This is a genomic window from Pseudomonas sp. OA65 (genome assembly GCF_017498305.1).
GTDB classification, from domain to species: Bacteria; Pseudomonadota; Gammaproteobacteria; order Pseudomonadales; family Pseudomonadaceae; genus Aquipseudomonas; species Aquipseudomonas zanjanensis.
On the sequence record NZ_JAGDEZ010000010.1, the window covers coordinates 142,115 to 166,450 of the forward strand.

At 61.5% G+C, this 24,336-nt stretch carries 20 protein-coding genes; 7 read left to right on the forward strand and 13 right to left on the reverse strand.

The features are described from left to right. Positions 1–5: 5 nt before the first annotated feature. The 5 genes from hisC to mtnA form a co-directional block, all read right to left on the reverse strand. Positions 6–1,118 carry a histidinol-phosphate transaminase gene (gene hisC, locus J3361_RS11360; RefSeq protein ID WP_207964646.1) on the reverse strand — a complete coding sequence of 371 codons (1,113 nt, stop codon included), beginning with the start codon at positions 1,116–1,118 and terminating at the stop codon, positions 6–8. A 13-nt stretch (positions 1,119–1,131) separates the two neighbouring features. After that, entirely contained in the window at positions 1,132–2,226 is a 1,095-nt protein-coding gene (gene pheA / locus J3361_RS11365) for a prephenate dehydratase (RefSeq protein WP_003199233.1), read from the reverse strand. Then, entirely contained in the window at positions 2,226–3,311 is a 1,086-nt protein-coding gene (serC, locus tag J3361_RS11370) for a 3-phosphoserine/phosphohydroxythreonine transaminase (RefSeq protein ID WP_207964648.1), read from the reverse strand. The genes pheA and serC overlap by 1 nt, the downstream gene beginning before the upstream one ends. A gap of 289 nt (positions 3,312–3,600) precedes the next feature. Next, entirely contained in the window at positions 3,601–6,279 is a 2,679-nt protein-coding gene (gene gyrA / locus J3361_RS11375) for a DNA gyrase subunit A (RefSeq protein ID WP_207964650.1), read from the reverse strand. Positions 6,280–6,724: 445 nt separating this feature from the next. Further along, a complete protein-coding gene (gene mtnA, locus J3361_RS11380; RefSeq protein WP_207964652.1) occupies positions 6,725–7,801 on the reverse strand; it encodes an S-methyl-5-thioribose-1-phosphate isomerase in 1,077 nt (358 codons plus the stop codon). A 106-nt stretch (positions 7,802–7,907) separates the two neighbouring features. Here mtnA and J3361_RS11385 point away from each other — a divergent pair, with 106 nt between their 5' ends. The 5 genes from J3361_RS11385 to J3361_RS11405 all read left to right on the forward strand — a co-directional run bounded on the left by J3361_RS11385 (position 7,908) and on the right by J3361_RS11405 (position 12,838). Next, entirely contained in the window at positions 7,908–9,239 is a 1,332-nt protein-coding gene (locus J3361_RS11385; protein ID WP_207964654.1) for a TRZ/ATZ family hydrolase, read from the forward strand. 60 nt (positions 9,240–9,299) lie between these two features. Beyond that, positions 9,300–9,998, forward strand: coding sequence for a bifunctional 2-polyprenyl-6-hydroxyphenol methylase/3-demethylubiquinol 3-O-methyltransferase UbiG (gene ubiG / locus J3361_RS11390; RefSeq protein WP_207964656.1), 699 nt, complete (start codon positions 9,300–9,302; stop codon positions 9,996–9,998). 4 nt (positions 9,999–10,002) lie between these two features. Beyond that, positions 10,003–10,680, forward strand: coding sequence for an N-acetylmuramic acid 6-phosphate phosphatase MupP (mupP, locus tag J3361_RS11395; RefSeq protein WP_207964658.1), 678 nt, complete (start codon positions 10,003–10,005; stop codon positions 10,678–10,680). A 138-nt stretch (positions 10,681–10,818) separates the two neighbouring features. Continuing rightward, entirely contained in the window at positions 10,819–11,559 is a 741-nt protein-coding gene (locus J3361_RS11400; RefSeq protein WP_014337217.1) for a YciK family oxidoreductase, read from the forward strand. A gap of 352 nt (positions 11,560–11,911) precedes the next feature. After that, on the forward strand, positions 11,912–12,838 hold the full coding sequence (locus J3361_RS11405) for a GGDEF domain-containing protein (protein WP_207964660.1): 927 nt from the start codon (positions 11,912–11,914) through the stop codon (positions 12,836–12,838). A gap of 283 nt (positions 12,839–13,121) precedes the next feature. Here J3361_RS11405 and J3361_RS11410 read toward each other — a convergent pair whose 3' ends face one another. The 7 genes from J3361_RS11410 to J3361_RS11440 form a co-directional block, all read right to left on the reverse strand. Beyond that, positions 13,122–13,925, reverse strand: a complete 804-nt coding sequence (locus J3361_RS11410; RefSeq protein ID WP_207964661.1) for an iron-containing redox enzyme family protein — start codon at positions 13,923–13,925, stop codon at positions 13,122–13,124. Positions 13,926–13,970: 45 nt separating this feature from the next. Next, a complete protein-coding gene (locus J3361_RS11415) occupies positions 13,971–16,430 on the reverse strand; it encodes an EAL domain-containing protein (protein ID WP_207964663.1) in 2,460 nt (819 codons plus the stop codon). A gap of 189 nt (positions 16,431–16,619) precedes the next feature. Beyond that, positions 16,620–18,446 carry an ABC transporter ATP-binding protein gene (locus J3361_RS11420; protein ID WP_207964665.1) on the reverse strand — a complete coding sequence of 609 codons (1,827 nt, stop codon included), beginning with the start codon at positions 18,444–18,446 and terminating at the stop codon, positions 16,620–16,622. Beyond that, on the reverse strand, positions 18,439–19,041 hold the full coding sequence (locus J3361_RS11425) for a DsbA family protein (protein ID WP_207964717.1): 603 nt from the start codon (positions 19,039–19,041) through the stop codon (positions 18,439–18,441). The genes J3361_RS11420 and J3361_RS11425 overlap by 8 nt, the downstream gene beginning before the upstream one ends. 36 nt (positions 19,042–19,077) lie before the next feature. After that, complete coding sequence (locus tag J3361_RS11430) at positions 19,078–20,019, reverse strand: rhodanese-related sulfurtransferase (RefSeq protein ID WP_207964667.1); 942 nt, start codon at positions 20,017–20,019, stop codon at positions 19,078–19,080. A 280-nt stretch (positions 20,020–20,299) separates the two neighbouring features. Then, positions 20,300–20,599, reverse strand: coding sequence for a BolA family protein (locus J3361_RS11435; protein WP_014337210.1), 300 nt, complete (start codon positions 20,597–20,599; stop codon positions 20,300–20,302). A 12-nt stretch (positions 20,600–20,611) separates the two neighbouring features. Next, positions 20,612–21,133 (reverse strand): DUF2059 domain-containing protein, encoded by a 522-nt coding sequence (locus J3361_RS11440; RefSeq protein WP_207964669.1) that lies wholly within the window; start codon positions 21,131–21,133, stop codon positions 20,612–20,614. A gap of 191 nt (positions 21,134–21,324) precedes the next feature. Here J3361_RS11440 and J3361_RS11445 point away from each other — a divergent pair, with 191 nt between their 5' ends. Then, positions 21,325–22,719: a class II fumarate hydratase gene (locus tag J3361_RS11445; RefSeq protein WP_109751384.1), complete on the forward strand. Its 1,395-nt coding sequence runs from the start codon at positions 21,325–21,327 to the stop codon at positions 22,717–22,719. Between the two features lie 189 nt (positions 22,720–22,908). Here J3361_RS11445 and J3361_RS11450 read toward each other — a convergent pair whose 3' ends face one another. Next, positions 22,909–23,871, reverse strand: a complete 963-nt coding sequence (locus J3361_RS11450) for a DMT family transporter (protein ID WP_207964671.1) — start codon at positions 23,869–23,871, stop codon at positions 22,909–22,911. A 190-nt stretch (positions 23,872–24,061) separates the two neighbouring features. Here J3361_RS11450 and J3361_RS11455 point away from each other — a divergent pair, with 190 nt between their 5' ends. Next, positions 24,062–24,259, forward strand: coding sequence for a DUF6316 family protein (locus J3361_RS11455; protein WP_207964673.1), 198 nt, complete (start codon positions 24,062–24,064; stop codon positions 24,257–24,259). The last annotated feature ends 77 nt before the right edge of the window (positions 24,260–24,336 follow it).

Consider the following 24,336-nt stretch of genomic DNA (forward strand, 5'->3'; position numbering starts at 1 on the left):
TGACATCAACCACGAACCAGGACCTTGCTCAACGCCTCGAGGAAACGGCTGTTTTCCGCCGGCAGGCCAATGGTGACGCGCAGATGGTTCGGCATGCCGTAATTGGCCACAGGGCGCACGATCACACCTTCGCGCAACAACCCCTGGTAGACCGGCGCAGCGACGCGCCCCAGGTCGATACAGATGAAGTTGCCTTTCGAGGGAATCCAGCCCAAGCCCAGCTCACGCAGACCGGCTTCCAACTGCTCCATGCCGGCTGCGTTGAGGCGACGGCTTTCGGCCAGGTAGGCTTCATCCTGCAAGGCCGCACAGGCGGCGGCCAGGGCGAAGCTGTTGACGTTGAACGGCTGGCGCACGCGATTCAGCACATCGGCCACCACCGCAGTGGACAGGCCGTAGCCGACCCGCAGCGAAGCCAAGCCGTAGGCTTTGGAGAACGTGCGCGAAACCAGCAGGTTCGGGTAAGCCGCGAGGAAATCCAGGCCATCGGGCAAATCGCTGCCTTCGGCGTATTCGATGTAGGCCTCGTCCAGCACCACCAGCACATGGGCGGGCACGTCCTGGAGGAAGTCATCCAGGGCCTGGGCATCGAACCAGGTGCCGGTCGGGTTGTTCGGGTTGGCAATGAAGACCACGCGGGTGTTGGCATCGATGGCCGCCAGCATGGCCGGCAGATCGTGCCCCCAGTCCTTGGCCGGAACCACATGGGCGTCCGCGCCGACGGCCTGGGTCGCGATCGGGTAGACCGCGAACGCGTGCTCGCTGAAGACGGCGTTGAGACCTGGCGCCAGGTACGCCCGCGCCACCAACTCAAGAATGTCGTTGGAGCCATTGCCCAGGGTCACCTGGTTCAGCTCGACACCGCAACGCTCGGCCAGCAGGCTTTTCAGTGCAAAGCCATTGCCATCAGGGTAACGGGTCAGCTCGGCCAGTTCGTCGCGGATCGCCGCCAACGCCTTGGGGCTCGCGCCCAATGGGTTTTCGTTGCTCGCCAATTTGACGATGCTGGCCGGATCCAGGTCCAGCTCGCGAGCCAGTTCGTCCACGGGCTTGCCCGGAACGTAAGGCGAGAGTTGTTGCACGCCTGGCTGAGCCAGGGCGAGGAAGTTGCCACTCATTTGCTATCCGCCCTTAAAGAACTGCCTTGGGGTAGGAACCCAGCACCTTGAGTGCCACTGCTTCCTGACTGATTTTTTCCAGCACACCTTTTACCAGCGGATCGCGGTGGTGGCCGACGAAATCGATGAAGAACACGTAGGTCCACTTACCGCTACGCGACGGACGGGTCTCGATCCGCGTCAGGTCGATACCGTTGTCATGGAACGGCACCAGCAGCTCATGGAGCGCACCGGGCTTGTTGCTCATGGACACGATAATCGAGGTCTTGTCGTCGCCGGTCGGCGGGACTTCCTGGCTGCCGATCATCAGGAACCGCGTGGAGTTGTCCGGGCGATCCTCGATCTTTTCAGCCAGGCGCGTCAGCCCGTAGAGGCCGGCCGCCATGTCGCCGGCAATCGCCGCCGAGTTCCACTCGCCCTTGACCCGCTTGGCCGCCTCGGCGTTGCTCGAGACCGCCACGCGTTCGACGTTCGGGTAATGGGCGTCCAGCCACTTGCGGCACTGGGCCAGCGATTGGGCGTGGGAATAGATCCGGCTGATGCTGTCGGTCTTGGTGTTCTCGCCCACCAACAGGTGATGATGGATGCGCAGTTCGACTTCACCGCAGATCACCATGTCGTGCTCGAGGAAGCTGTCCAGCGTGTGGTTGACCGCGCCTTCGGTGGAGTTCTCCACCGGCACCACGCCAAAATTCACCGCGCCGGCGGCGACTTCACGGAACACTTCGTCGATGGCCGCCATCGGCTTGCTGATCACCGCGTGACCGAAGTGCTTCATGGCCGCAGCCTGTGTGAACGTGCCTTCCGGCCCCAGGTAGGCGACTTTCAGTGGCTGCTCGAGGGCCAGGCACGAGGACATGATTTCGCGGAACAAGCGCGCCATCTCTTCGTTGCCCAGCGGCCCTTTGTTGCGCTCCATGACACGCTTGAGCACCTGGGCTTCACGCTCGGGGCGATAGAACACCGGCACTTCGCCTTCAGCCAGGGAGGCCATTTTCACCCGGGCGACTTCCTGGGCGCAGCGCGCGCGCTCGCTGATCAGCTCCAGGACTTTTTCGTCCAGGGCGTCGATGCGCAGGCGCAGCGCCTTGAGTTCTTGCTCAGACATCAGCCATGTTCCTTCTCGAACTCTGCCATGTAGGCGATCAGCGCATTGACGGCGTTGATGTCGACGGCGTTGTAGATGGAGGCGCGCATGCCACCAACCGAACGGTGGCCCTTGAGGTTCAGCAGGCCGCGCTCGTCGGCACCGGCCAGGAACGGCTTGTCGAGACGGTCGTCGGCCAGGCGGAACGGCACGTTCATCCATGAGCGATCAGACTTGTTGATCGGGTTGCTGTAGAGGCCGCTGGCGTCGATGAAGTCATATAGCGTGCGCTGCTTCACTTCGTTGAGCTTGCCGATGGCTTCGACACCGCCCTGCTCTTTCAGCCATTCGAACACCAGGCCGGACAGGTACCAGGCCAGGGTCGGCGGGGTGTTGTACATCGAGCCGTTGTCGGCTGCGACCTTGTAGTTGAGCATGGTCGGACACAGCGAACGGGCGCGCCCCAGCAGGTCTTCACGAATGATGGCGACCAGGATGCCGCTTGGGCCGATGTTCTTCTGGGCACCGGCGTAGATCATGCCGAAACGGGAGATATCCACCGGGCGCGAGAGGATGTCCGAGGACATGTCGGCCACCAATGGCACGTCGCCAGTTTCCGGAATCCAGTTGAATTCCAGGCCGCCGATGGTTTCGTTCGGCGCGTAGTGAACGTAGGCCGCGTCCTTGGACAGGTTCCATTCGTTCTGGCCGGGAATCGCGAAATAGTCGTAGGGCTTGGCGGTGGCCGCCACGTTGACGTGACCGTAGCGCGACGCTTCTTCGATGGCTTTCTGCGACCAGATGCCGGTGTCGATGTAGTCGGCGCTGGCGTTTTCCGGCAACAGGTTCAACGGGATCTGGGCGAACTGCTGACTGGCGCCGCCCTGCAGGAACAGCACCTTGTAGTTGGACGGGATGTTCAGCAGATCACGCAGGTCCTGCTCGGCCTTGGTGGCAATGGACACGAACTCATCGCTGCGATGGCTCATTTCCATGACCGACAGGCCTTTGCCGTGCCAGTCGAGAAGTTCACCCTGGGCACGCTTCAGGACCGCCTCAGGAAGCGCCGCCGGGCCGGCACAGAAGTTATAGGCTCTCTTGCTCACATCCAATCTCGCTCTGATCTGGTGGTTCACGCAATTAATACGGTATCAGGTGGTGCGCATTGTGGGCCTAGGGCGAGAGAGCAAAGGTGTGGGAGCAAGGCTTGCCCGCGATAGCAGACTGTCATCCAACATTGATGTTGACTGGTCTACCGTCATCGCGGGCAAGCCTTGCTCCCACAGGCTTTGCTCCCACACAGGCCTTGCTCTCACAAAGCTGTAATTTGATACGAAATTTCAAACAGAACAAACAACAAGGGGGCGAATCTTCATCCGCCCCCTGCGTGTCCGCTTAGTCCTGCGGTTCTTCTTCGTCTGCGGCAGCGTCGAGCGGTTGGTCGCCGACAGCGTCGTCGACATCGGCGCCAAGGGTGCCGTCGAACGCCACGCCACCTTCACCTTCCAGCTCCGCGCCTTCCAGCTCCTCGCCTTCGACTTCCGACGGTTCCTGGACCCGCTCGAGCCCGACCAGCGTTTCATCGCTGGCCAGCTTGATCAGCGTCACGCCCTGGGTGTTACGGCCCAGGCTCGACACTTCGGCGACTCGCGTGCGCACCAGGGTGCCCTGGTCGGAGATCAACATGATCTCCTCGCCATCGAGCACCTGGACCGCACCGACCAGACGACCGTTACGGTCGTTGCTGACCATGGCGATCACGCCCTGGCCGCCACGCTTGTACTCGGGGAACTCGCTGATGGCCGTGCGCTTGCCATAACCACGGGCCGAAGCGGTGAGGATCTGGCTGCCTTCTTCAGGGATCAGCATGGAAATAAGCTTCTGCCCTTCCGGCAGGCGCATACCACGGACACCGCGGGCGGTGCGGCCCATGGCGCGGACGTCGGATTCCTTGAAGCGGGTAACCTTGCCGCCGTCGGAGAACAGCATGACCTCACGCTCGCCGTCGGTGATGGCGGCGGAAATCAGCACGTCGCCTTCGTCCAGCTCCAGGGCGATCAGGCCGACGCTGCGCTGGCGACTGAAGGATTCCAGCGGAGTTTTCTTCACGGTGCCGTTGGCGGTCGCCATGAAGATGTAGTGACCTTCGGTGTATTCCTCCACCGGCAGCATGGTGGTGATGTATTCACCATCGTCCAGCGGCAAGAGGTTGACCAGCGGACGGCCGCGAGCGGCACGGGACGCTTCCGGGATCTCGTAGGTCTTGAGCCAGTACACCTTGCCTTTGCTGGAGAACAGCAGCAGCGTGGTGTGGCTGTTGGCGACCAGCAGGTGAGCAATGTAGTCCTCGTCCTTGACGCCGGTCGCCGACTTGCCTTTGCCGCCGCGACGCTGGGCCTGGTAGGCGGCCAGCGGCTGGGTCTTGGCGTAGCCGCCGTGGGAAATGGTCACCACGCGCTCTTCTTCCGGGATCATGTCACCCAGGGTCAGGTCCAGGCGTGCATCGAGGATCTCGGTGCGGCGCACGTCGCCGTATTCGGCGCGGATCACTTCCAGTTCTTCGCGGATCACTTCCATCAGGCGCGTGGCGCTGTTGAGGATGCGGATCAGCTCGCCGATCTGGTTGAGGATTTCCTGATACTCGGCCAGCAGCTTCTCGTGCTCCAGGCCGGTCAGGCGGTGCAGGCGCAGTTCCAGGATGGCTTGCGCCTGTTCCGGGGACAGGAAGTACTTGCCTTCGCGCAGGCCGTATTGCGGGTCGAGGTTCTCCGGACGGCAGGAATCGGCACCGGCGCGCTCGACCATGGCGACCACCGCAGAGGACTCCCAAGGCGTGCTGACCAGCGCTTCCTTGGCTTCCGACGGCGTTGGCGAGGCCTTGATCAAGGCGATCACCGGGTCGATGTTCGACAGGGCAACGGCTTGGCCTTCAAGAATATGGCCCCGCTCGCGCGCCTTGCGCAGTTCGAATACGGTACGGCGGGTGACCACTTCGCGACGGTGACGGACGAAGGCTTCCAGCAGGTCCTTGAGGTTCAGGATCCGCGGACGGCCGTCGATCAGCGCAACGATGTTGATGCCGAACACGCTTTGCAGTTGGGTCTGGGCGTAGAGGTTATTGAGGATCACCTCAGGCACTTCGCCACGGCGCAGCTCGATCACGACGCGCATGCCGTCCTTGTCGGACTCGTCACGCAGCTCGGTGATGCCTTCGAGCTTCTTCTCTTTCACCAGCTCGGCGATCTTCTCGATCAGGCGAGCCTTGTTCAGCTGGTACGGCAGTTCGGTGATAACGATCTGCTGGCGGCCGCCGACCTTGTCGATGTCTTCGACGGTCGAGCGGGCGCGCATGTAAATGCGGCCACGGCCGGTGCGGTAGGCTTCGATGATGCCGGCGCGACCGTTGATGATCGCGGCGGTAGGGAAGTCCGGACCGGGGATGTATTGCATCAGCTCATCGACGGTCAGCTCGGGATTGTCGATGAGGGCCAGGCAACCGTCGATGACTTCACCGAGGTTGTGCGGCGGGATATTGGTCGCCATGCCCACGGCAATACCGCTGGAGCCGTTGACGAGCAGGTTCGGGATACGGGTCGGCATGACCGCCGGGATCATTTCGGTGCCGTCGTAGTTCGGCACCCAGTCCACGGTTTCCTTGTGCAGGTCGGCCAGCAGTTCGTGGGCCAGCTTGGTCATGCGCACTTCGGTGTATCGCATGGCCGCAGCGTTGTCGCCGTCCACGGAACCGAAGTTGCCCTGGCCGTCTACCAGCAGGTAGCGCAGGGAGAATGGCTGCGCCATACGAACGATGGTGTCGTACACGGCAGTGTCGCCGTGGGGGTGATACTTACCGATCACGTCGCCGACGACACGGGCGGATTTCTTGTACGGCTTGTTGAAGTCGTTGCCCAGCTCGCTCATCGCGAACAGCACGCGCCGGTGCACGGGCTTCAAGCCATCGCGCGCATCCGGCAGCGCCCGCCCGACGATTACGCTCATTGCGTAGTCGAGGTAGGACTGTTTCAGCTCGTCTTCGATATTGACCGGGAGGATTTCTTTGGCCAGTTCGCCCATGAGAAGCCTGATTCCTTTTTCTGGTGAAACCTCGTCACATCCAGATGGGACGAACGAAGCTCGCCGCTGCAGAACAAATGCCGTGCAGCGACTTACGACAAATCAACGAGTTATGCCATGGATCTGCGCAGTAAAGGCCACCTCGCGAGGCAGCCTTGGAAACCGCCGGATGTTATCACAAGAGCCGCCACGCACCTATCCCCCAGATGCGCATGGTGCGTAGTTAGTTGACCGGTGACAGGCTGATATGGGATCAGAGGGGCTTAGAAGCGCTGCGGCTGGAGATTCAGGGGGCAAATGCAAGGAATTTGTTGCCTTTAAGGGCCTCATCGCGAGCAGGCTCGCTCCCACAAGGGTCTCTTATGCCTGAAACTTCAGACACACTCACTATCCACTGTGGGAGCGAGCCTGCTCGCGATGGCGATGGAACAGACACCAAAAGTCTTCAGTGCAACCGCTTGCGACACATCAACTGCGCCAGCTTGGCGGTGTCCGGGCGCTCGATGATGCCTTTCTCGGTCACAATCACATCGATCAAATCCGCCGGGGTGACATCGAAGACCGGGTTGAAAGCGCCTACCTCCGCGCCGAGCCCCTTGCCGTCGATTTCCAGCAGTTCGCACCCGTCGCGCTCTTCCACCGGGATGTCATCACCGCTGGCCAGGCCCATGTCGATGGTCGAGCTCGGCGCCACGACCATGAAGCGCACGCCATGGTGCATGGCACAGACCGCCAGCTGATAAGTGCCGATTTTGTTCGCCACGTCGCCATTGGCGGCGATGCAATCGGCACCGACGATCACCCAGGTCACACCTTTTGTCTTCATGATGTGGGCAGCGGCCGAGTCGGCGTTGAGGGTCACCGGAATGCCCTCACGAGCCAGTTCCCACGCCGTCAGGCGCGAGCCTTGCAGCCACGGCCGGGTTTCGTCGGCATAGACGCGCTCCACCATGCCTTCGATATAGGCACCCCGGATGACCCCCAAGGCCGTGCCGAAACCGCCGGTGGCCAGGGCGCCAGTGTTGCAGTGGGTGAGGATGGCCTGGGCGTTGCCCTGGTGTTTGCGGATCAGGTCGACGCCGAGCTGGGCCATGGTCAGGTTGGCTTCGCGGTCGCTCTCGTGGATGGCGATGGCTTCGGCCTCGAGCACCGCCAGCGGCTCGGCCTGCTCTTTCAAGCGCCCCAGCCGATCACGCATCCGATCCAGCGCCCAGAACAGGTTCGCCGCCGTCGGCCGGGCCTCGGTCAGCAAGGCAAAATCAGCCTCCAGCGCCGCTTGCCAATCGCCGCCCTCGGCCATCCTGGCCCGCGCCGCCAGCACAACGCCATACGCCGCGCTGATGCCGATGACCGGCGCGCCGCGCACGACCATTGAGCCAATGGCCTCGGCCACGTCGGCGACACGGGTGCAGGCGATCCAGTTTTCCTCGAACGGCAAGCTACGCTGGTCCAGCAGGTACAGGACGCCATCGCGCCAATCGATGGCCTTCACCTTCTCCGCAGCCAATAGTCGATCGCGCATCCTTCACCCCGTACTCATGAACAAAAGCCGCCGATTATAGCGATCCCTCCGCGAAGACGCTCGGGTATACTTCGCCATCCTTTATACCCCATGGAACCGTTCCACGATGCCCAAGCCTGCCGTTGCGCTCGACTTATTATTGCTGCCGACCTGGTTGGTGCCTGTCGAGCCCGCCGGTGTAGTGCTCAAGGAGCATGGCCTGGGCATCCGCGACGGTTGCATTGTGTTCATCGGCCCACGGGCAGAAGCCTTGAAGTGCGACGCCACCGAGGTCCGTGAACTGCCGGGCATGCTGCTGAGCCCAGGCCTGATCAACGCTCACGGCCACGCGGCCATGACCCTGTTTCGCGGCTTGGCCGATGACCTGCCCTTGATGACCTGGCTGGAACAGCACATCTGGCCGGCCGAGGCCAAATGGGTCGATGAAGATTTCGTGCGCGACGGCACCGACCTGGCGATCGCCGAACAGATCAAGGGCGGCATCACCTGCTTCTCCGACATGTATTTCTACCCCAAGATTGCCAGCGAGTGCGTTCACGACAGCGGGATCCGCGCGCAGATCGCCATTCCGATCCTCGATTTCCCGATCCCCGGTGCCGCCAGCGCCGACGAAGCCATTCGTCAGGGCATCGAATTATTTGGCGACCTCAAGCACCACCCACGGATCAAAGTCGCATTCGGCCCGCACGCGCCCTACACGGTAGGCGACGAGAACCTGGAGAAAATCCGCGTGATCGCCGAGGAACTGGACGCGGCCATTCATATGCATGTTCACGAAACCGCCTTCGAAGTGCAGCAGGCTGTGGATAACACCGGTGAGCGGCCGATGGCTCGCCTCGGGCGCCTGGGCCTGCTGGGGCCACGCTTCCAAGCCGTGCACATGACTCAAATCAGCGACGAAGACCAGGCCTTGCTGGTAGAAAGCAATTGCAGCGTGATTCATTGCCCGGAGTCGAACCTGAAGCTGGCCAGCGGTTTCTGTCCGGTGGAACGCCTGTGGCAGGCCGGCGTCAATGTCGCCCTTGGCACCGACGGCGCGGCGAGCAACAACGACCTTGACCTGCTCGGCGAAACCCGCACCGCCGCCCTGCTGGCCAAGGCCGTCGCCGGTTCGGCCACGGCCCTGGACGCCCATCGGGCGCTGCGCATGGCCACGCTCAACGGCGCCCGGGCGCTGGGCATCGAAACGACCGTCGGCTCGCTGGAAGTCGGCAAGGCCGCCGACCTGGTGGCTTTCGATTTGTCGGGCCTGGCCCAGCAACCGATCTACGACCCGGTGTCGCAGTTGATCTATGCCACCGGTCGCGATTGCGTCAAACACCTGTGGGTAGGCGGCAAGCCGTTATTGGAGGATGGCCGGCTGACCCGCATGGACGAACCGACACTGACCGCCACGGCCCAGGCCTGGGGTCGCCGCATCAGCGGCCACAACGAATGACCACACCCCTGGAGCCACGGCTCGGGGCACCTGATTTTTCAAGCTTTTCGAGGATCTGCAATGAGCAACGTCGACCACGCCGAAATCGCCAAATTCGAAGCCCTGGCCCATCGCTGGTGGGACCGTGAAAGCGAATTCAAACCGCTGCACGACATCAACCCGCTGCGGGTCAACTGGATTGACGAACGGGTCAACCTGGCCGGCAAGAAAGTCCTCGACGTCGGCTGCGGCGGCGGCATCCTCAGCGAAGCCATGGCCCAGCGCGGCGCGACGGTGATGGGCATCGACATGGGCGAAGCGCCGCTGGCAGTGGCGCAACTGCATCAGTTGGAATCGGGTGTCAGCGTGGAATACCTGCAGATCACCGCCGAAGCCCTGGCCGAAGAAATGCCCGGCCAATTCGACGTGGTCACCTGCCTGGAAATGCTCGAGCACGTGCCGGACCCGTCCTCGGTCATCCGCGCCTGCTTCCGCATGGTCAAACCGGGTGGGCAAGTGTTCTTCTCCACCATCAACCGCAACCCGAAGGCCTACCTGTTCGCCATCATCGGTGCCGAATACATCATGAAGTTGTTGCCACGGGGCACCCACGACTTCAAGAAATTCATCCGCCCTTCCGAGCTGGGCGCCTGGAGCCGCGCGGCCGGGCTGACGGTCAAGGACATCATCGGCCTGACCTACAACCCGCTGACCAAGCACTACAAGCTGGCCGCCGACGTTGACGTCAACTACATGATCCAGACCTTGCGCGAGGAATAAGTCGATGCGTCTCAAAGCGGTTCTCTTCGACATGGACGGCACGCTGCTCGACACCGCGCCAGACTTCATCGCCATCTGCCAGGCCATGCGCGCCGACCGTGGCTTGCCACCGATGAACACCCAGCACATACGCGACGAGATTTCCGGCGGCGCCCGGGCGATGGTCGCGGTGACCTTTTCCATGGACCCGGAATCACCGGGGTTCGAGGAACTGCGCCAGGAATTCCTCGACCGCTACCTCAAGGGGTGCGCGGTCCACAGCCACCTGTTCGACGGCATGGCCGAGGTGCTGGCTGATATCGAAGCGGCCAACCTGATCTGGGGCGTTGTGACCAACAAGCCGGTGCGTTTCGCCGAACCGATCATGCAGCAACTGGGCCTGGCCGAGCGCTCGAAAGTGTTGATCTGCCCTGACCACGTGAAAAACAGCAAGCCAGACCCGGAACCCTTGACCCTGGCGTGCAAGATGCTCGACCTGGACCCGGCCAGCGTGCTGTTCGTGGGCGATGACCTGCGGGACATCGAGTCCGGTCGCAGCGCCGGCACCAAGACCTGCGCGGTGACCTACGGCTACATTCACCCGGACGACAACCCCAAGCACTGGGGCGCGGATGTGGTGATCGATCACCCCTCGGCGTTGCGCGAGGTGCTGGATTGTGGGAGCAAGGCTTGCCCGCGATGAAGGCGATGGGGTCTTTCAGAATCGAGTCGCCTGCTTCGCGAGCAAGCTTTGCTCCCACAGCCTGCTCCCGTATCGCGAGGATTACTCCCCTCGCCACAACAGCTTCTGCCGACAAATTGATTTTGTTGAGGTTTTTTTATGTTTGATTATTCCGCCCGCCCCGACCTGCTCAATGGCCGGGTGATCCTGGTCACCGGCGCCGGTCGTGGAATCGGTGCCGCTGCGGCGAAAGCCTACGCCGCCCACGGTGCCACCGTCCTGTTGCTGGGCAAGACCGAAGCCAACCTGACCCAGGTCTACGATGAAATCGAAGCGGCCGGTCATCCGCAGCCAGCGGTGATCCCGTTCAACCTCGAAACCGCCCTGCCGCATCAATACGATGAACTGGCGGCAATGATCGAAACCGAGTTCGGGCATTTGGACGGCCTGCTGCACAACGCCTCGATCATCGGTCCACGCACGCCCCTGGAACAGTTGTCCGGCGAGAACTTCATGCGGGTGATGCACGTCAACGTCAACGCGATGTTCATGCTCACCAGTACCTTGCTGCCCTTGCTCAAATTGTCCAAGGACGCGTCGGTGGTGTTTACGTCCAGCAGCGTCGGCCGCAAGGGCCGGGCCTACTGGGGCGCCTATGGTGTGTCCAAGTTCGCCACCGAGGGGCTGATGCAGACCCTGGCCGACGAAGTCGATACCGTCGCCGCGGTGCGCGCCAACAGCATCAACCCCGGCGCCACCCGCACCAGCATGCGTGCCCAGGCCTATCCGGGAGAAAACCCGCTCAATAATCCAACGCCCGAAGAAATCATGCCGGTCTACCTGTACCTCATGGGCCCGGACAGCACCGGCGTCAACGGCCAGGCGTTCAACGCGCAATAATGATTCTGCCGGTATCGCGACGATTTACCGTCGCGATACCGGCACCGGTCGATGCCAAACCAGGCGAACCGCCAAGCCCACGTCGCCTCAGCCTACCGCGAGCTGTTTTCAATCCATTGATTCCTAATCGGTTTTTACTGAAATGAACCGAATGGCACGACTTTCGCTCTAACCTCTTCAAACATGCCATGTTCGGCAGGTAATGGACGTTGAGACGAGACTTATGCCGGCCATGGAAAGCGGACTAGACTCAAATCAGTTGTCCTACGGGACTGATGGACCAGTACGACGCGCAGCCCAAAGCCGCCACACCCAACCTGCGGGACAGATTTAGCTTAGGGGCTAATGCCATATGAAAACGCCCACCCAGATCAACGCGATCGACTTCGATAGCGCCAAGTTGCAGCGCCTGGGCCTGGCCCAGACATCGCCGCTGGCGGCACGCTCTGTCAGTCTGTCGCAATTGCGTCAACAACTGAGCCAGCAACTGCAGACCAGCCTGGAGCCACAGCGCATCCTGGGCCTGTTTTTCCGCGAAATTCAGCGACTGGTGCCACTGGATGCGTTGGCCTATCAGCACAAAGCCAGCGACCTGCGCCTGGAGTTCGGGCAACGTGGGCATCACACCCTCAGCTACAACCTCAGCCATGAAGGCGAACACCTGGGTGAATTGGTATTTCGTCGCAACCAACGTTTCACCGAGGCGGAACAGAGCGATCTCGAATCCATCATGTCGACGCTGCTGTACCCGCTGCGCAACGCCCTGCTCTACCGCGCCGCCACCCAAAGCGCCCTGCGTGATCCGCTGACCGGTACCGGCAACCGCATCGCCATGGACCAGACATTGATGCGGGAAATCGACATGGCCAAGCGTCATTCGCAGCCCTTGTCGGTGCTGATGCTCGATATCGATCATTTCAAGCGCATCAACGACAGCCATGGTCACGGCGTGGGCGACGAAGTGCTCAAGGCCGTGGCCGAGTCGATCAAGGGGCAACTGCGCAACGTGGACATGGTGTTCAGGTTCGGCGGTGAAGAATTTTTGATCCTGCTGGCCAATACCAGCCGGGACGCGGCGGCCATGGTTGGCGAACGGTTGCGTTATGCCGCCCAGACCCAGGATTACTTCTCCGCAGGCACCAGGATCGAGCTGACGGTCAGCCTGGGGTGCGCCACCCTGTTACCGGGGGAATCCTCGGAAAGCCTGCTGCGCAGGGCCGACAGCGCGCTGTACGTGGCCAAGCGCGAGGGTCGCAACCGACTGGCGATGGCTGGCTGACAAGTATCGGCAGCAAAGAATATCGAAATATCTGTGGGAGCGGGCTTGCTCGCGAAAGCGGTGGATCAGCCTAATGAATATGTTGAACGCACCGAAGTCTTCGCGAGCAAGCCCGCTCCCACAAGGTTTTGCAGCGACCACAAGCCAGCATTCACCCAAAAACAACTGTGGGAGCGAGCCTGCTCGCGATAGCGGCCTGGCAGTCAACCTCCCCGTCGACTGTCAGACCGCTTCGCGAGCAGGCTCGCTCCCACATGGGTGTGGCTATCTGTAGCGGTAGTTATCAGCTACCGGCCAGTGCCAGGCGCTCACGAGTGGATGACGCCCTGCTGGCAGGCTCCGCCTGTTCCAGCTGCATGCAACGCTCCAGGAACAGATACATGTAGTCATAGCTCTTGCACACGGCCTGGCGCAGCTCCGTTTGCAGGGCCTTGCTCGGGTTCATCCCCGCCAGCGTGCAGATGATTTCCAAGGCTTCCCAAGGATGGGCATCGTCGTACTGGGCATGCATCTTCAGCCATTTCATGGCCCGCTTGCGGTCTTCCTCGGGGAAGGCGGCCGCATAGACACCATTGGAACACACCAGCGCCGACCACTCTCCCGTGGCGCCCTCGATGGCATAGTTGGTCGCGGCGATGGCCACGATCAACGCATCCGAGGAACTGGTGTGCCAGCACCAGTGACTCAAGGCATGAAGCTCAGGCGGTACCTGCTGGGCCTGTAAGTCTTCCAGGGTCACGCCATGGGCGGCGCTCCAATTGACCCAGTAGTCGGCATGGTTGAGTTCGACACGAATGTTGCGCATCAGCCAGCGACGCGCCATGTCCTCGCCAGGATGGCGGGCAAAGCGGGTCTTGGTGAGGTTCTGTGCCATGTATAAAGCGAACTGTTCAACGACCGGCCAACCACCAATGAGGTAGTGGCGCATGGTCTTGGCGCTGAGCTTGTTGTCGCGCATGCGCTGATACAGTTCGTGTTCGACAACCCGGCGCTTGCTCTCGCTGCAATCGGTAATGAGCTGCTGTGCCCATTTCGGATAGCTTGTGGCGTCCATGAGCGGGCCTGTTCGGTTGAATGTGTCGATCACTGTCGGGCTCCTTTTGATTGTGATTTTGTCGGATCAACAAGCGTTTCAGCGGAACGTGCCGGGGGCCTTGAATAACAACGGCTGGGGCCGGGCCGGCCGACATTGCAACGTGTCGCAGGTAAACAATTGCGGGCGTTCGATCACATACCCCTGAGCGTAGTCCACCCCAATCTCCAGCAATGCCTGCTCGATCTGGGCGGTTTCTACAAACTCGGCAATCGTGCGCTTACCCATGACGTGACCGATGTGATTGATCACTTCGACCATTGCACGGTTAATCGGGTCGTCCAGCATATCCTTTACGAAACTCCCGTCGATCTTCAAGAAGTCTACAGGTAAATGTTTCAGGTAAGCGAATGAAGACATTCCGGCGCAAAAGTCATCCAGCGAGAAATAACATCCCAAGCTCTTGAGTTCATTGATAAAACGGATCGCACTACCGAGATTCGAAATAGCGCTGGTTTCTGTAATTTCAAAACAAATCATTTCCGGCGGAATCGAGTAGGCCGCGAACTGTTTACGCAGGAAGTCGAGGAACGCCTGATCTCCGATAGTTGTGCCTGACAGATTAATCGCACACATCGCCATGGGCCCCTGTCGCGATTCATTCAGGCACCGGCGGATGATCTTGAAGACGTTCTCCACCACCCAACGGTCCAGGGACGTCATCAGCCCATAACGTTCCGCCGCGGGGATGAAGCTGTCCGGCAGGATCATCCGCCCGGCTTCGTCATGCAGGCGCAGCAGGATTTCAATGTGTCCGCCACCATGATCGCCCGGGCCCAGCGCGGCGATTTCCTGGGCGTACAGGCAAAAACGGTTTTCCTCCAGTGCCATGTGCAGGCGTTGGACCCAGGCCATCTCGCCAAAGCGCAGGGACAACTCCGAATCGTCGGCATGATAGACCTGGACCCGGTTGCGCCCCTTTTCCTTGGCCATATAGCAGGCCATGTCGGCGGCCCGCAGGGATGCCTCCAGGGTCGTCGGGGTCTGGGCGATGTGCACCAGGCCAATGCTCACGGTGGTCACGAACGGCCGGCCCTTCCAGACAAAATGCAGGTTCTGCACGGTCTGGCGCAGCCCTTCGGCAATCTTCTCCGCCGCCTCCGGCGAACAGTTCTCCAGCAGGATCCCGAACTCATCGCCGCCCAACCGCGCCAGGGTGTCGTTTTCCCGCAGCCCTGATTGCAGCAACGCACAGATATGCCGCAACAATTCGTCACCCGCCGCGTGGCCACAGGTGTCGTTGACCAGCTTGAACTGGTCCAGGTCGAGAAACATCAAGGCATGGCGCCCGATCTGGCGAGTGAGGTTGTGCAAGGCCTGCTCGAGGCGATACTCGAATTCCCGGCGGTTGGCCAAGCCGGTCAGGGCGTCATGGGTGGCCTGCCACGACAGGTTGGCGATGTATTGCCGCTCCTGGGTCATGTCATGCAGCACCAGCACGGCGCCGCTGACTTTGCCTGCATGACGGATCGGCGCGCCCACCAGGGTGACCGAGACGGTGCTGCCATCCAGGCGCTGGATCAGTTTCGAATGTTCGCTGGCGCCGCTGAGCCGACCGCTGAGGATGTGCTCGATCAAGGTCAGCCCTTCGGTCTGGGCGTTGTCATCGAGCAGATTGAACAGCGCGGCCAAGGGCAGGCCCGTGGCGTGTTCCGCCTTCCAATGGGTCATCGCTTCGGCGGCGGGGTTCATGTAGGCGATGGCCCCTTCCACGTCGGTGGTGATCACCCCATCGCCAATGGATTGCAGGGTGATCTGCGCTCGTTCTTTCTCCATCTGCAACGCATTGGCGAACACCTGCCGCTGGGCTAGCAGTTTATGGGTACGCAACAGCGCCAGGACGATCAACCCCAGGGCGGTGGCGAAATTGGTCACGAGCAAAAGCCGCAGGATGAAACGCGAGCCCTCGCCCAGTGCGTCGCTGAACGCCTTGGCGGCCGGCGTCACGGAATCGTTGATCGCAAAGATCTGGGCCTTCCAGCCGCGGATATCCGCCTCCGACGCCTGGCCCGCGGCAATGCTGCCATGCATCTGCCGGGCGACGTTATTCAGTTCGATCAGATAGCCGTCGCCCACCGTCCAGAGATCAATGGCTTCTTCTAGGTAACTGAAATGACGGAAATTCAGATAAAGCCAGATCAGGCTGGACACGTCGTCCGGGTGATTGCCGCCCTTGAGGATGCCGACCCGTGCTGCGTCCAGGTCCGGCGGTTTGCGGTCCAGCGCCACCCGCAGTTCGTGACCGCCCTCGGGAACGGCGATGGCTTGCTGAAATTTGCGGAAAATCGCCTCGTCACGGCTGTCGGCGTAGAGATTGAGGTAATAGATGGCGTCTTTCTGGCCCTTGGACCAGAGGCTTTCTCCCGCTACATAGCCGCGAACTGCGGACAATACATAAAGGCTGACGCCGCCGAGCAATGCCTGAAATAGCACAACGGCGATGAAGGGCCAGACGATGCCCAGCAGCCGTGGTGTTCCGAGAGTCTGCTTTTGCTTCATGAGATCCCTTGCACAGGTATTGCGGACGAACACCCGCCAGAATTCCACTCCTGACTCAATAGCCTAGGCTAGTTTTCGACCCATCGAATGAATGGATGAACGGATCGACAGACTTTGCGTGAAATTTGGGAAGAACGGCGGGTTTGCCTGCTTTTTTTCCGATACTAAGCGCAGAAAACCGCTGGAAACTCAAGGCTGCTGTATTTGTTGCAAATGACCGTAAAGCCGAGCGTAGAGGCCGCCTTCGGCAATCAACTGCAAATGGTCGCCGTCTTCGGCGATCTGCCCACCGTCGAACACCAGGACCCGATCGGCCTGTTTTACCGCCGAGAGCCGGTGGGCAATGATCAACGTGGTACGCGCACTCAAAAAACGCGCCAGGGCCTGGTGCAGGTTGTACTCGGTGGCCGCGTCCAGGGCCGAGGTCGCTTCGTCGAGAATCACCACCCGAGGATTGGCCAATACCATGCGGGCAATGGCCAGTCGTTGGCGCTGTCCGCCCGACAACCGCACCCCGGAACGCCCGACTACGCTTTCCAGGCCCTGGGGAAGCGCCCGCACCGTGGCGTCGAGTTGGGCGATTTCCAGCGCCCGCCAGCAGTCGTCGTCGCTGCACTCACGACCCATGGCGAGGTTGGCCCGCACCGTGTCGTTGAACAGTGCCGGATGTTGCAGCACCACAGCGACATTCTCGCGGATGGTTTCCAGGCCAATCTCCTGCTGCGTGGCGCCGCCGAAACGAATGCTGCCCGACTGCGGCGTGTACAGCCCGAGTAGCAACTGCACCAAGGTGCTCTTGCCGCCGCCACTGGCGCCGACGATGGCAACTTTCTCGCCCGGCGAGATGGACAGGTTCAATTGGTCGAGCACCAACTCCTCGCCGTAACCGAAACTCAACCCTTGGATCTCGATACCCACGGTGTCACGGCCCTTGAACGGATCGACGCCGCCGGCGTACTGCGGCTCGTCGGCCCGGGCCAGCAGTTCATTGATGCGGTTCAAGGCGCCGCCCGCGGCGTAAAAGGCGTACTGCAAGTTCAACAACTGCTCGACCGGACCGATCATGAACCAGAGGTAGCTGAACACTGCCAGCATCTGGCCGATGGACAGGTCGGAAAACACCACGGTGAGCATGGCCGCTGCGCGAAAAATATCGATGCCGAACTGGAACAGCAGACCGCTGGCGCGGTTCGAGGCGTCGGTTTTCCACTGCGAGTTCACAGCGTAATCACGGACTTCCTTGGCGCGCATCCCCAATCGCCCAAGGAAATAACCCTGGCGGTTGCCGGCGCGCACTTCCTGGATGGCATCCAGGGTTTCGGTCAAGGCCTGGGTGAAACGTGAAGTGCTGTCGTTCTCCAGTTTCTTGAGGTGCTTGACCCGCTTGCCCAACTGCACCGTGGCGTAGATCACCAGCGGGTTGAACAACAGGATCAGCAGCGCCAGCTCCCAGTGCATCCACACCAGGATCCCGGCGGTGCCCACCAGGGTCAGCATCGCCACCAGGAAACGGCTAAGGGTTTCGCCGATGAATTTGTCAAGGGTGTCCAGGTCCGTGACCAAGTGGGCCGCCACGGTGCCGCTGCCCAGGCTTTCGTACTCGCCCAGGGAGATTCGCTTGAGACGTTCGATCAAGCGGATGCGAATGCGGTAGACAAGGTCCTTGGCCAGCCTGGCGAACAAGCGCGCCTGCACCACATTGAACAGCAGGGCGCCGCAGCGCAGGGTCAGGGTCGCCAGCAACATCAGCCCGATATAGCCGGCAGCACTCTGCCACGCCGTTGGCAAGGCATGGTTCATGACGTTCAGGGCCGCATCGCCATGGCCCAACAGGACCTCATCCACCAGCAGCGGCAACAGCAACGGAATCGGCACGCTGCACAGCGTCGCCAGCACGGCCACGCCGTTGGCGATCCACAGGGCTTTTTTATGCGTGAGGGCCAAGCGACGGATTTCCGCCCAGCTCAACCGGTCGATGCGCTGCGCCGCCGAGGGTGCTGGCGGCCGCTCAGGCACAGGTCGCGCGCTCCAGCCAGCGGCCCAGCAACGGCGACAACTGGCTCAGGGGTTGATAACCGTTGGTCAGCAAGGCCAGTTGGCCGTCGCGCTCGGCCAAGAGCGTGGGGAACCCGGCGATGCCCAGGTCCTGTACCCAGGTGAAATCCGCTGCGGTGGCCGCGTGTTGGTCGGCGCGGTCAAAAGCCGCAGCGAATTCGATACGTGGCAATCCGGCCTGTTCGGCCAGCTCCACCAGGACGCTGGCGTGGGTGACGTCGCGACCTTGCACATAAAAGGCCTGCTGGATCAGCTTCACCAGTTTCCAGGCCAGGTCCGGGGCCAGGCTGCGGGCCGTCACCAATGCCCGGCAGGCTGGCTCGGTGTCGTAGACAAAACCGTCCGGCAGCGCGCCCTCAAGCTTGAAGGGCTGGCCAGTGGCCTGAGTCACGGCCTGCCAGTGCTCAAGAATGTAGCGCCGGGTATTCGGCTCCAGTGCCGAACCGCTGCCGGTGCGCAAACCGCCCACCACCAAATGCAGTTCCACACCGGCGGCGTGCGCCTGCTCGACCAATGCCTCGGCCACCGGCGCAAAGCCCCAGCACCAGGAACACATCGGGTCCATCACATAGAGCAGGCGTGACGCCATGGTTCAAGCCTCGGAAGATGTCTGCTTGTAGTTGTAGCCGATCGGGTGCGGCATGTTGCGCGCCTTGGCCAACTCGATCTGCTTCTGTCGGTCGATGGCGCTGCGACGGGTTTTCTCGCTCAACTTGTCCCAGCAATGCGGGCAACTGATGCCAGGCACATAGTGCTCCGAAGCGCGGTCTTCGACGCTCACCGGGGTACGACAAGCGTGACATTGATCGTAGTCCCCTTCGCTGAGGTCGTGGCGAACGGTCACGCGGTTATCGAACACAAAGCAGTCGCCGCGCCACTTGGTTTCTTCCTGAGGCACCTCTTCGAGGTATTTCAGGATGCCACCCTTGAGGTGATAGACCTCGTCGAAGCCTTGGCCAAGCATGTAGCTGGAGGCTTTTTCACAACGAATGCCGCCGGTGCAGAACATCGCGACTTTCTTGTGCCTGGCCGGGTCGAAGTTGGCCTTGATGTACTCGGGGAACTCGCGAAAGCTGGTGGTCTTGGGGTCGATGGCGCCTTCGAAGGTGCCGATGGACACTTCGTAGTCGTTGCGGGTGTCGATCAACAACACTTCCGGATCGCTGATCAGCGCGTTCCAGTCCTGCGGTTCGACGTAGGTGCCGACCTGCTTGTTCGGGTCCACGCCTTCGACGCCAAGGGTGACGATTTCTTTCTTGAGCTTGACCTTGGTGCGGTAGAACGGCTGCTCGTCGCAGTACGACTCTTTATGGTCGATGTCGATCATGCGCGGATCGTTCTTGAGCCAGGCCAGCAGGCCATCGATGCCTTCGCGGGTGCCGGAGACGGTGCCGTTGATGCCTTCTTCGGCGATCAGCAGCGTGCCTTTGATGCCGTTGTCGAGCATGGCCTTGAGCAGTGGCTCACGCAGCTCGACGTAATCTTCCAGGGTGACGAACTTATACAGTGCCGCCACGACAATGGGTTGTGTCATGGGTGTTTCTCCAGGTGGCTACCCTCGTAAAGGGTGAACCGGATGCGAAAAAAAACGCGCCGGGTGAGCGGCGCGTTGCGGATTCTAACAAAAACAGGAGGGATGCAGACAGCGATCGCTGTGGGCAACAGTCTGTGAGGATCACCTTGTGGGAGCAAAGCCCTGTGGGAGCAAGGCTTGCCCGCGATGAAGTTGATGCGGTCTCGCAGAAATCGAGGTGTCTGCATCGCGAGCAAGCTTTGCTCCCACGGACTCAAGGCTTGCCATCACAGCAGCCCAGTCAGTGCTTGCTGCCACCGGCACAGGTCGGCGAAGCCGGAGCGGCGTCGATCTGCGCCCACTCCTCAGGTGTGTAGGTGTGCAGCGCCAACGCATGGAACTCACCCATCAGCTCGCCCAGCGTGCCGTAGACCTTCTGGTGACGCTTGACGCGATTGAGCCCTTCGAACTGCTGGCTGACCACCACGGCCTTGAAATGCGTCTGCAGGCCACGGCTGTGCATGTGGCTTTCATCCAGCACTTGCAAGTGCTCGGGCTGCAGGAGTCCGAGTGTCGATTCGATGCGTTGTTGCATGCTCATACCGGGCTCCGCTTACGGCTTTTTCTTGGCAGGGGCAGCGGCTTTTGGCTCGAGCTCGGCCGTCATGTCGGCCAGCAGCTTGTTGACCACCGGCACCGCGCTTTCCAGCTTGGCCTGGGTCAGTTGGGCCGATTGCTGGGTCAGCTGTGGCATTTTTTCCAGGACTTTCTTGCCCAATGGCGATTTGTAGAAAGCCACCAGGTCCTTGAGCTCCGACTCGTTGAAGTTGCTGGTGTAGAGCTTGACCATGTCGGGCTTGAGCTTGTTCCAGCCGATGGCCTGGTCCAGCGCGGCATTGGCCTTGGCCTGATAGGTTTCCAGGGTGGCTTTTTTCGACTCAGGGGCCTTGGTCTGTTCAAAGCGCTGGGCAAACATCTGCTGCACTTGCATGTACACCGGAGTACCCAGTTTGTCAGCGTGCGCCAGGGTCAGGAACGCTTCGGCGCTGGCGTTGTGGCTGGCGGTATCGGCGAAAACAGGGCCGCTGGCACACACCAGAGCAACTGCGGTACAGATGGCGCGAAGACGGGTCATCGAGTTTCCTTTGATTACAGGCGAGGTAAAACCCCAAGGGCGACCATTCTGCGCCTAAAAAACGCCGGGCCTCAACCCCGATGCTTGTCGGGTCCGATTGACGGGCCGGCGCCACTGCTCCTAGATTGAGGGAACCGGTGCCGCCCATCCGGGCCTAAACTGCGCATTCAGCCTTTAAGGAGCTTGACCCGATGAGCCGTATCGAAACCGACAGCCTTGGCCAGGTTGAAGTCCCGGACGACGCCTACTGGGGCGCCCAGACGCAGCGTTCCATGATCAACTTCGCCATTGGCAACGAACGCATGCCGCTGTCGGTGCTGCACGCCCTGGCACTGATCAAGAAAGCCGCCGCGCGGGTCAATGATCGCAATGGCGACCTCCCCGCCGACATCGCCCGCCTGATCGAACAGGCCGCCGACGAAGTGCTCGCCGGCCAGCACGACGACCAGTTCCCGTTGGTGGTCTGGCAGACCGGCAGCGGCACCCAGAGCAACATGAACGTCAACGAGGTGATCGCCGGACGCGCCAACGAACTGGCCGGCAACCCCCGCGGCGGCAAGAGCCCGGTGCACCCCAACGACCACGTCAACCGCTCGCAGAGTTCCAACGATTGCTTCCCCACCGCCATGCACATCGCTGCCGCCCAGGCCGTCCATCAGCAATTGCTGCCGGCCATCAGCGAGCTGTCCGGCGGCCTGGCGGAACTGGCAGCGCGCCACATGAAGCTGGTCAAGACCGGCCGCACCCACATGATGGATGCAACGCCGATCACCTTTGGCCAAGAACTGTCGGCCTTCATTGCCCAGCTCGATTACGCCGAACGGGCGATCCGCGCCGCGCTGCCGGCCGTCTGCGAACTGGCCCAGGGCGGCACGGCGGTGGGCACCGGGCTCAATTCACCCCATGGTTTCGGCGAAGCGATTGCCGCTGAACTGGCGGCGCTGTCGGGCCTGCCATTCGTCACCGCACCGAACAAATTCGCCGCGCTGGCGGGCCACGAACCCCTGACCTCGTTGTCCGGCGCGCTGAAGACCCTCGCCGTGACCCTGATGAAAATCGCCAACGACCTGCGTCTGCTGGGCTCAGGCCCCCGGGCCGGCTTCGCCGAGGTGAAATTGCCAGCCAACGAACCGGGCAGTTCCATCATGCCTGGCAAGGTCAACCCGACCCAGTGCGAAGCCTTGTCGATGCTGGCCTGCCAGGTCATGGGCAACGACGTGACCATTGGTTTTGCCGCCAGCCAGGGGCATTTGCAGTTGAACGTGTTCAAGCCGGTGATCATCCACAACCTGCTGCAATCGATTCGTCTGCTGGCCGACGGCTGCAGCAACTTCCAGCAGCACTGCATCGCTGGTCTCGAACCGGACGCCGAGCAGATGGCCGCGCACCTGGAACGTGGGTTGATGCTGGTGACCGCGCTGAACCCGCACATCGGCTACGACAAGTCAGCGGAAATCGCCAAGAAAGCCTACGGCGAAGGACTGACCTTGCGCGAGGCGGCGCTGCAACTGGGGTACCTGACCGATGAAGAATTCGATGCCTGGGTGAGGCCGGAGAATATGTTGGAGGCGGGTAGCCAGGGCTGAGTTGGGCGTTGATCGACAGTCCGCTATCGCGGGCAAGCCTTGCTCCCACAAGGGGCCAGCGTGAACCGCGATAGTGCAACCGCTAAGGGTCCATTGTGGGAGCGAGCCTGCTCGCGATGGGGCCGGCAGGCTCGACATTTCTATTGCCTGTCAGGTTGCCATCGCGAGCAGGCTCGCTCCCACAGCGGGCTAACGCCCGACAGCCAAACGCTCGCGCCGGGCCCTGAGTCCGGCGATCAGCGAAGGGCCCAAGGCGACCAGCGCCGACCCCAACACCACCAGCACCGCCCCGCCATAGCCCAGCAGGTTGATCTGCTCGGCATGGACATAATCAGGCCACCACCAAGCCGCCATCGCCACTGCGGCGAAGGTCACCAGCGGCGTGATCGCCAGGGTCGCGCTGACCCGCGACGCTTCCCAATGGGCCAGGGCTTCAGCAAACGCGCCATAGGCAATCAAGGTATTGAGGCAGCACGCGAGCAACAACCAGCCTTGCAGCGGGCTCAATTGCAGCGCCTCCAACGGATGCACCCAAGGCATGAGCAGCAACGCGCAGAACAGGTAGATCACCATCATCACTTGCAGCGAGTTCCACACCGTCAACAACTGCTTCTGGCCCAGGGCATAGAACGTCCAGACCGTCGATGCCAGCAACACCATCAACACCCCGGCGGTATAGTCGCTCAGGGACGTCAGCAACTCGCCCAGGCGCTGGTTGAAAAACAGCGTGAAGCCGATCAGCAGCACCAGCAGGCCAATGCCCTGCCCCACGCTGAACCGCTCCTTGAACACAAACAGGCTCGCGACCAGCAGCATGATCGGCCCCATCTGCACCACCAATTGCGCGGTGCCGGGGCTCAAGCGGTTCAGGCCCATCAGGTACAACACGTAGTTGCCCACCAGCCCGAGCACCGCCATTACCACCAGCCAGCCGCCGCGTGGGCCGAGAACCTTGCGACTGGGCAGGCGCCGGGTCGCCGCCAAATAAATGAACAGCAAACCGCCGGATACCAGCAAGCGAAACCAGGTCACGGTAACCGGGTCCATCACTTGCAGCACTTGCTTGAGCTTGATCGGCAGGATCCCCCAGAGCAGGGCCGTCAACAGGGCGAGAAACAAGCCGTAGACCCAGCGACCGGACGATATGTGCATGCAACCCTCGAAGCCCAGGACAAAGAACGCATTCTAGGCGTCTATCGCCCAACGACACAGGAACAGTTGAGGATTAATTGAACCGGATACCGACATGGCACATGGCCGCCTATCGGCTGGCCAAGCAGCCCTTCATGCCAGGCCCTAAACTTCACTGAACCTGATTCAGCTGCTTTTCTCGGAGCCCCCCATGCTTGGCAAACGCGCCCAGGACCTCGCCCCGGCGATGGTCTTTCCCAGTGACCGGATTTGCCGCATCAACGGCGAATTTTATTTCAGTACCCGGGAAGGCACCCAGGAAGGGCCATTCGCCAGTCGCGAAGAGGCGCTGCGGGAAGTGGAGGCGTATGTTCAGCGGATGCTGCAACTGACCCAGGTTGCCAGCTAGCGCAGCTCTCACAGCTGCACCGCACTCCCGTGGCCAAGTGATTTATCTGTGGGAGCAAGGCCCTGTGGGAGCAAAGC

What these genes read in the sequence shown, in the direction of transcription:
- pheA (WP_003199233.1), bottom strand. Translation starts at nt 2,226, where the DNA reads ATGTCTGAGCAAGAACTCAAGGCGCTGCGCCTGCGCATCGACGCCCTG.
- J3361_RS11425 (WP_207964717.1), bottom strand. Translation starts at nt 19,041, where the DNA reads ATGTGTTCCTGGTGCTGGGGCTTTGCGCCGGTGGCCGAGGCATTGGTC.
- J3361_RS11415 (WP_207964663.1), bottom strand. Translation starts at nt 16,430, where the DNA reads ATGAAGCAAAAGCAGACTCTCGGAACACCACGGCTGCTGGGCATCGTC.
- mupP (WP_207964658.1), top strand. Translation starts at nt 10,003, where the DNA reads ATGCGTCTCAAAGCGGTTCTCTTCGACATGGACGGCACGCTGCTCGAC.
- hisC (WP_207964646.1), bottom strand. Translation starts at nt 1,118, where the DNA reads ATGAGTGGCAACTTCCTCGCCCTGGCTCAGCCAGGCGTGCAACAACTC.
- J3361_RS11385 (WP_207964654.1), top strand. Translation starts at nt 7,908, where the DNA reads ATGCCCAAGCCTGCCGTTGCGCTCGACTTATTATTGCTGCCGACCTGG.
- J3361_RS11455 (WP_207964673.1), top strand. Translation starts at nt 24,062, where the DNA reads ATGCTTGGCAAACGCGCCCAGGACCTCGCCCCGGCGATGGTCTTTCCC.
- J3361_RS11430 (WP_207964667.1), bottom strand. Translation starts at nt 20,019, where the DNA reads ATGACACAACCCATTGTCGTGGCGGCACTGTATAAGTTCGTCACCCTG.
- J3361_RS11440 (WP_207964669.1), bottom strand. Translation starts at nt 21,133, where the DNA reads ATGACCCGTCTTCGCGCCATCTGTACCGCAGTTGCTCTGGTGTGTGCC.
- J3361_RS11405 (WP_207964660.1), top strand. Translation starts at nt 11,912, where the DNA reads ATGAAAACGCCCACCCAGATCAACGCGATCGACTTCGATAGCGCCAAG.
- J3361_RS11435 (WP_014337210.1), bottom strand. Translation starts at nt 20,599, where the DNA reads ATGAGCATGCAACAACGCATCGAATCGACACTCGGACTCCTGCAGCCC.
- J3361_RS11445 (WP_109751384.1), top strand. Translation starts at nt 21,325, where the DNA reads ATGAGCCGTATCGAAACCGACAGCCTTGGCCAGGTTGAAGTCCCGGAC.
- mtnA (WP_207964652.1), bottom strand. Translation starts at nt 7,801, where the DNA reads ATGCGCGATCGACTATTGGCTGCGGAGAAGGTGAAGGCCATCGATTGG.
- ubiG (WP_207964656.1), top strand. Translation starts at nt 9,300, where the DNA reads ATGAGCAACGTCGACCACGCCGAAATCGCCAAATTCGAAGCCCTGGCC.
- J3361_RS11450 (WP_207964671.1), bottom strand. Translation starts at nt 23,871, where the DNA reads ATGCACATATCGTCCGGTCGCTGGGTCTACGGCTTGTTTCTCGCCCTG.
- J3361_RS11400 (WP_014337217.1), top strand. Translation starts at nt 10,819, where the DNA reads ATGTTTGATTATTCCGCCCGCCCCGACCTGCTCAATGGCCGGGTGATC.
- gyrA (WP_207964650.1), bottom strand. Translation starts at nt 6,279, where the DNA reads ATGGGCGAACTGGCCAAAGAAATCCTCCCGGTCAATATCGAAGACGAG.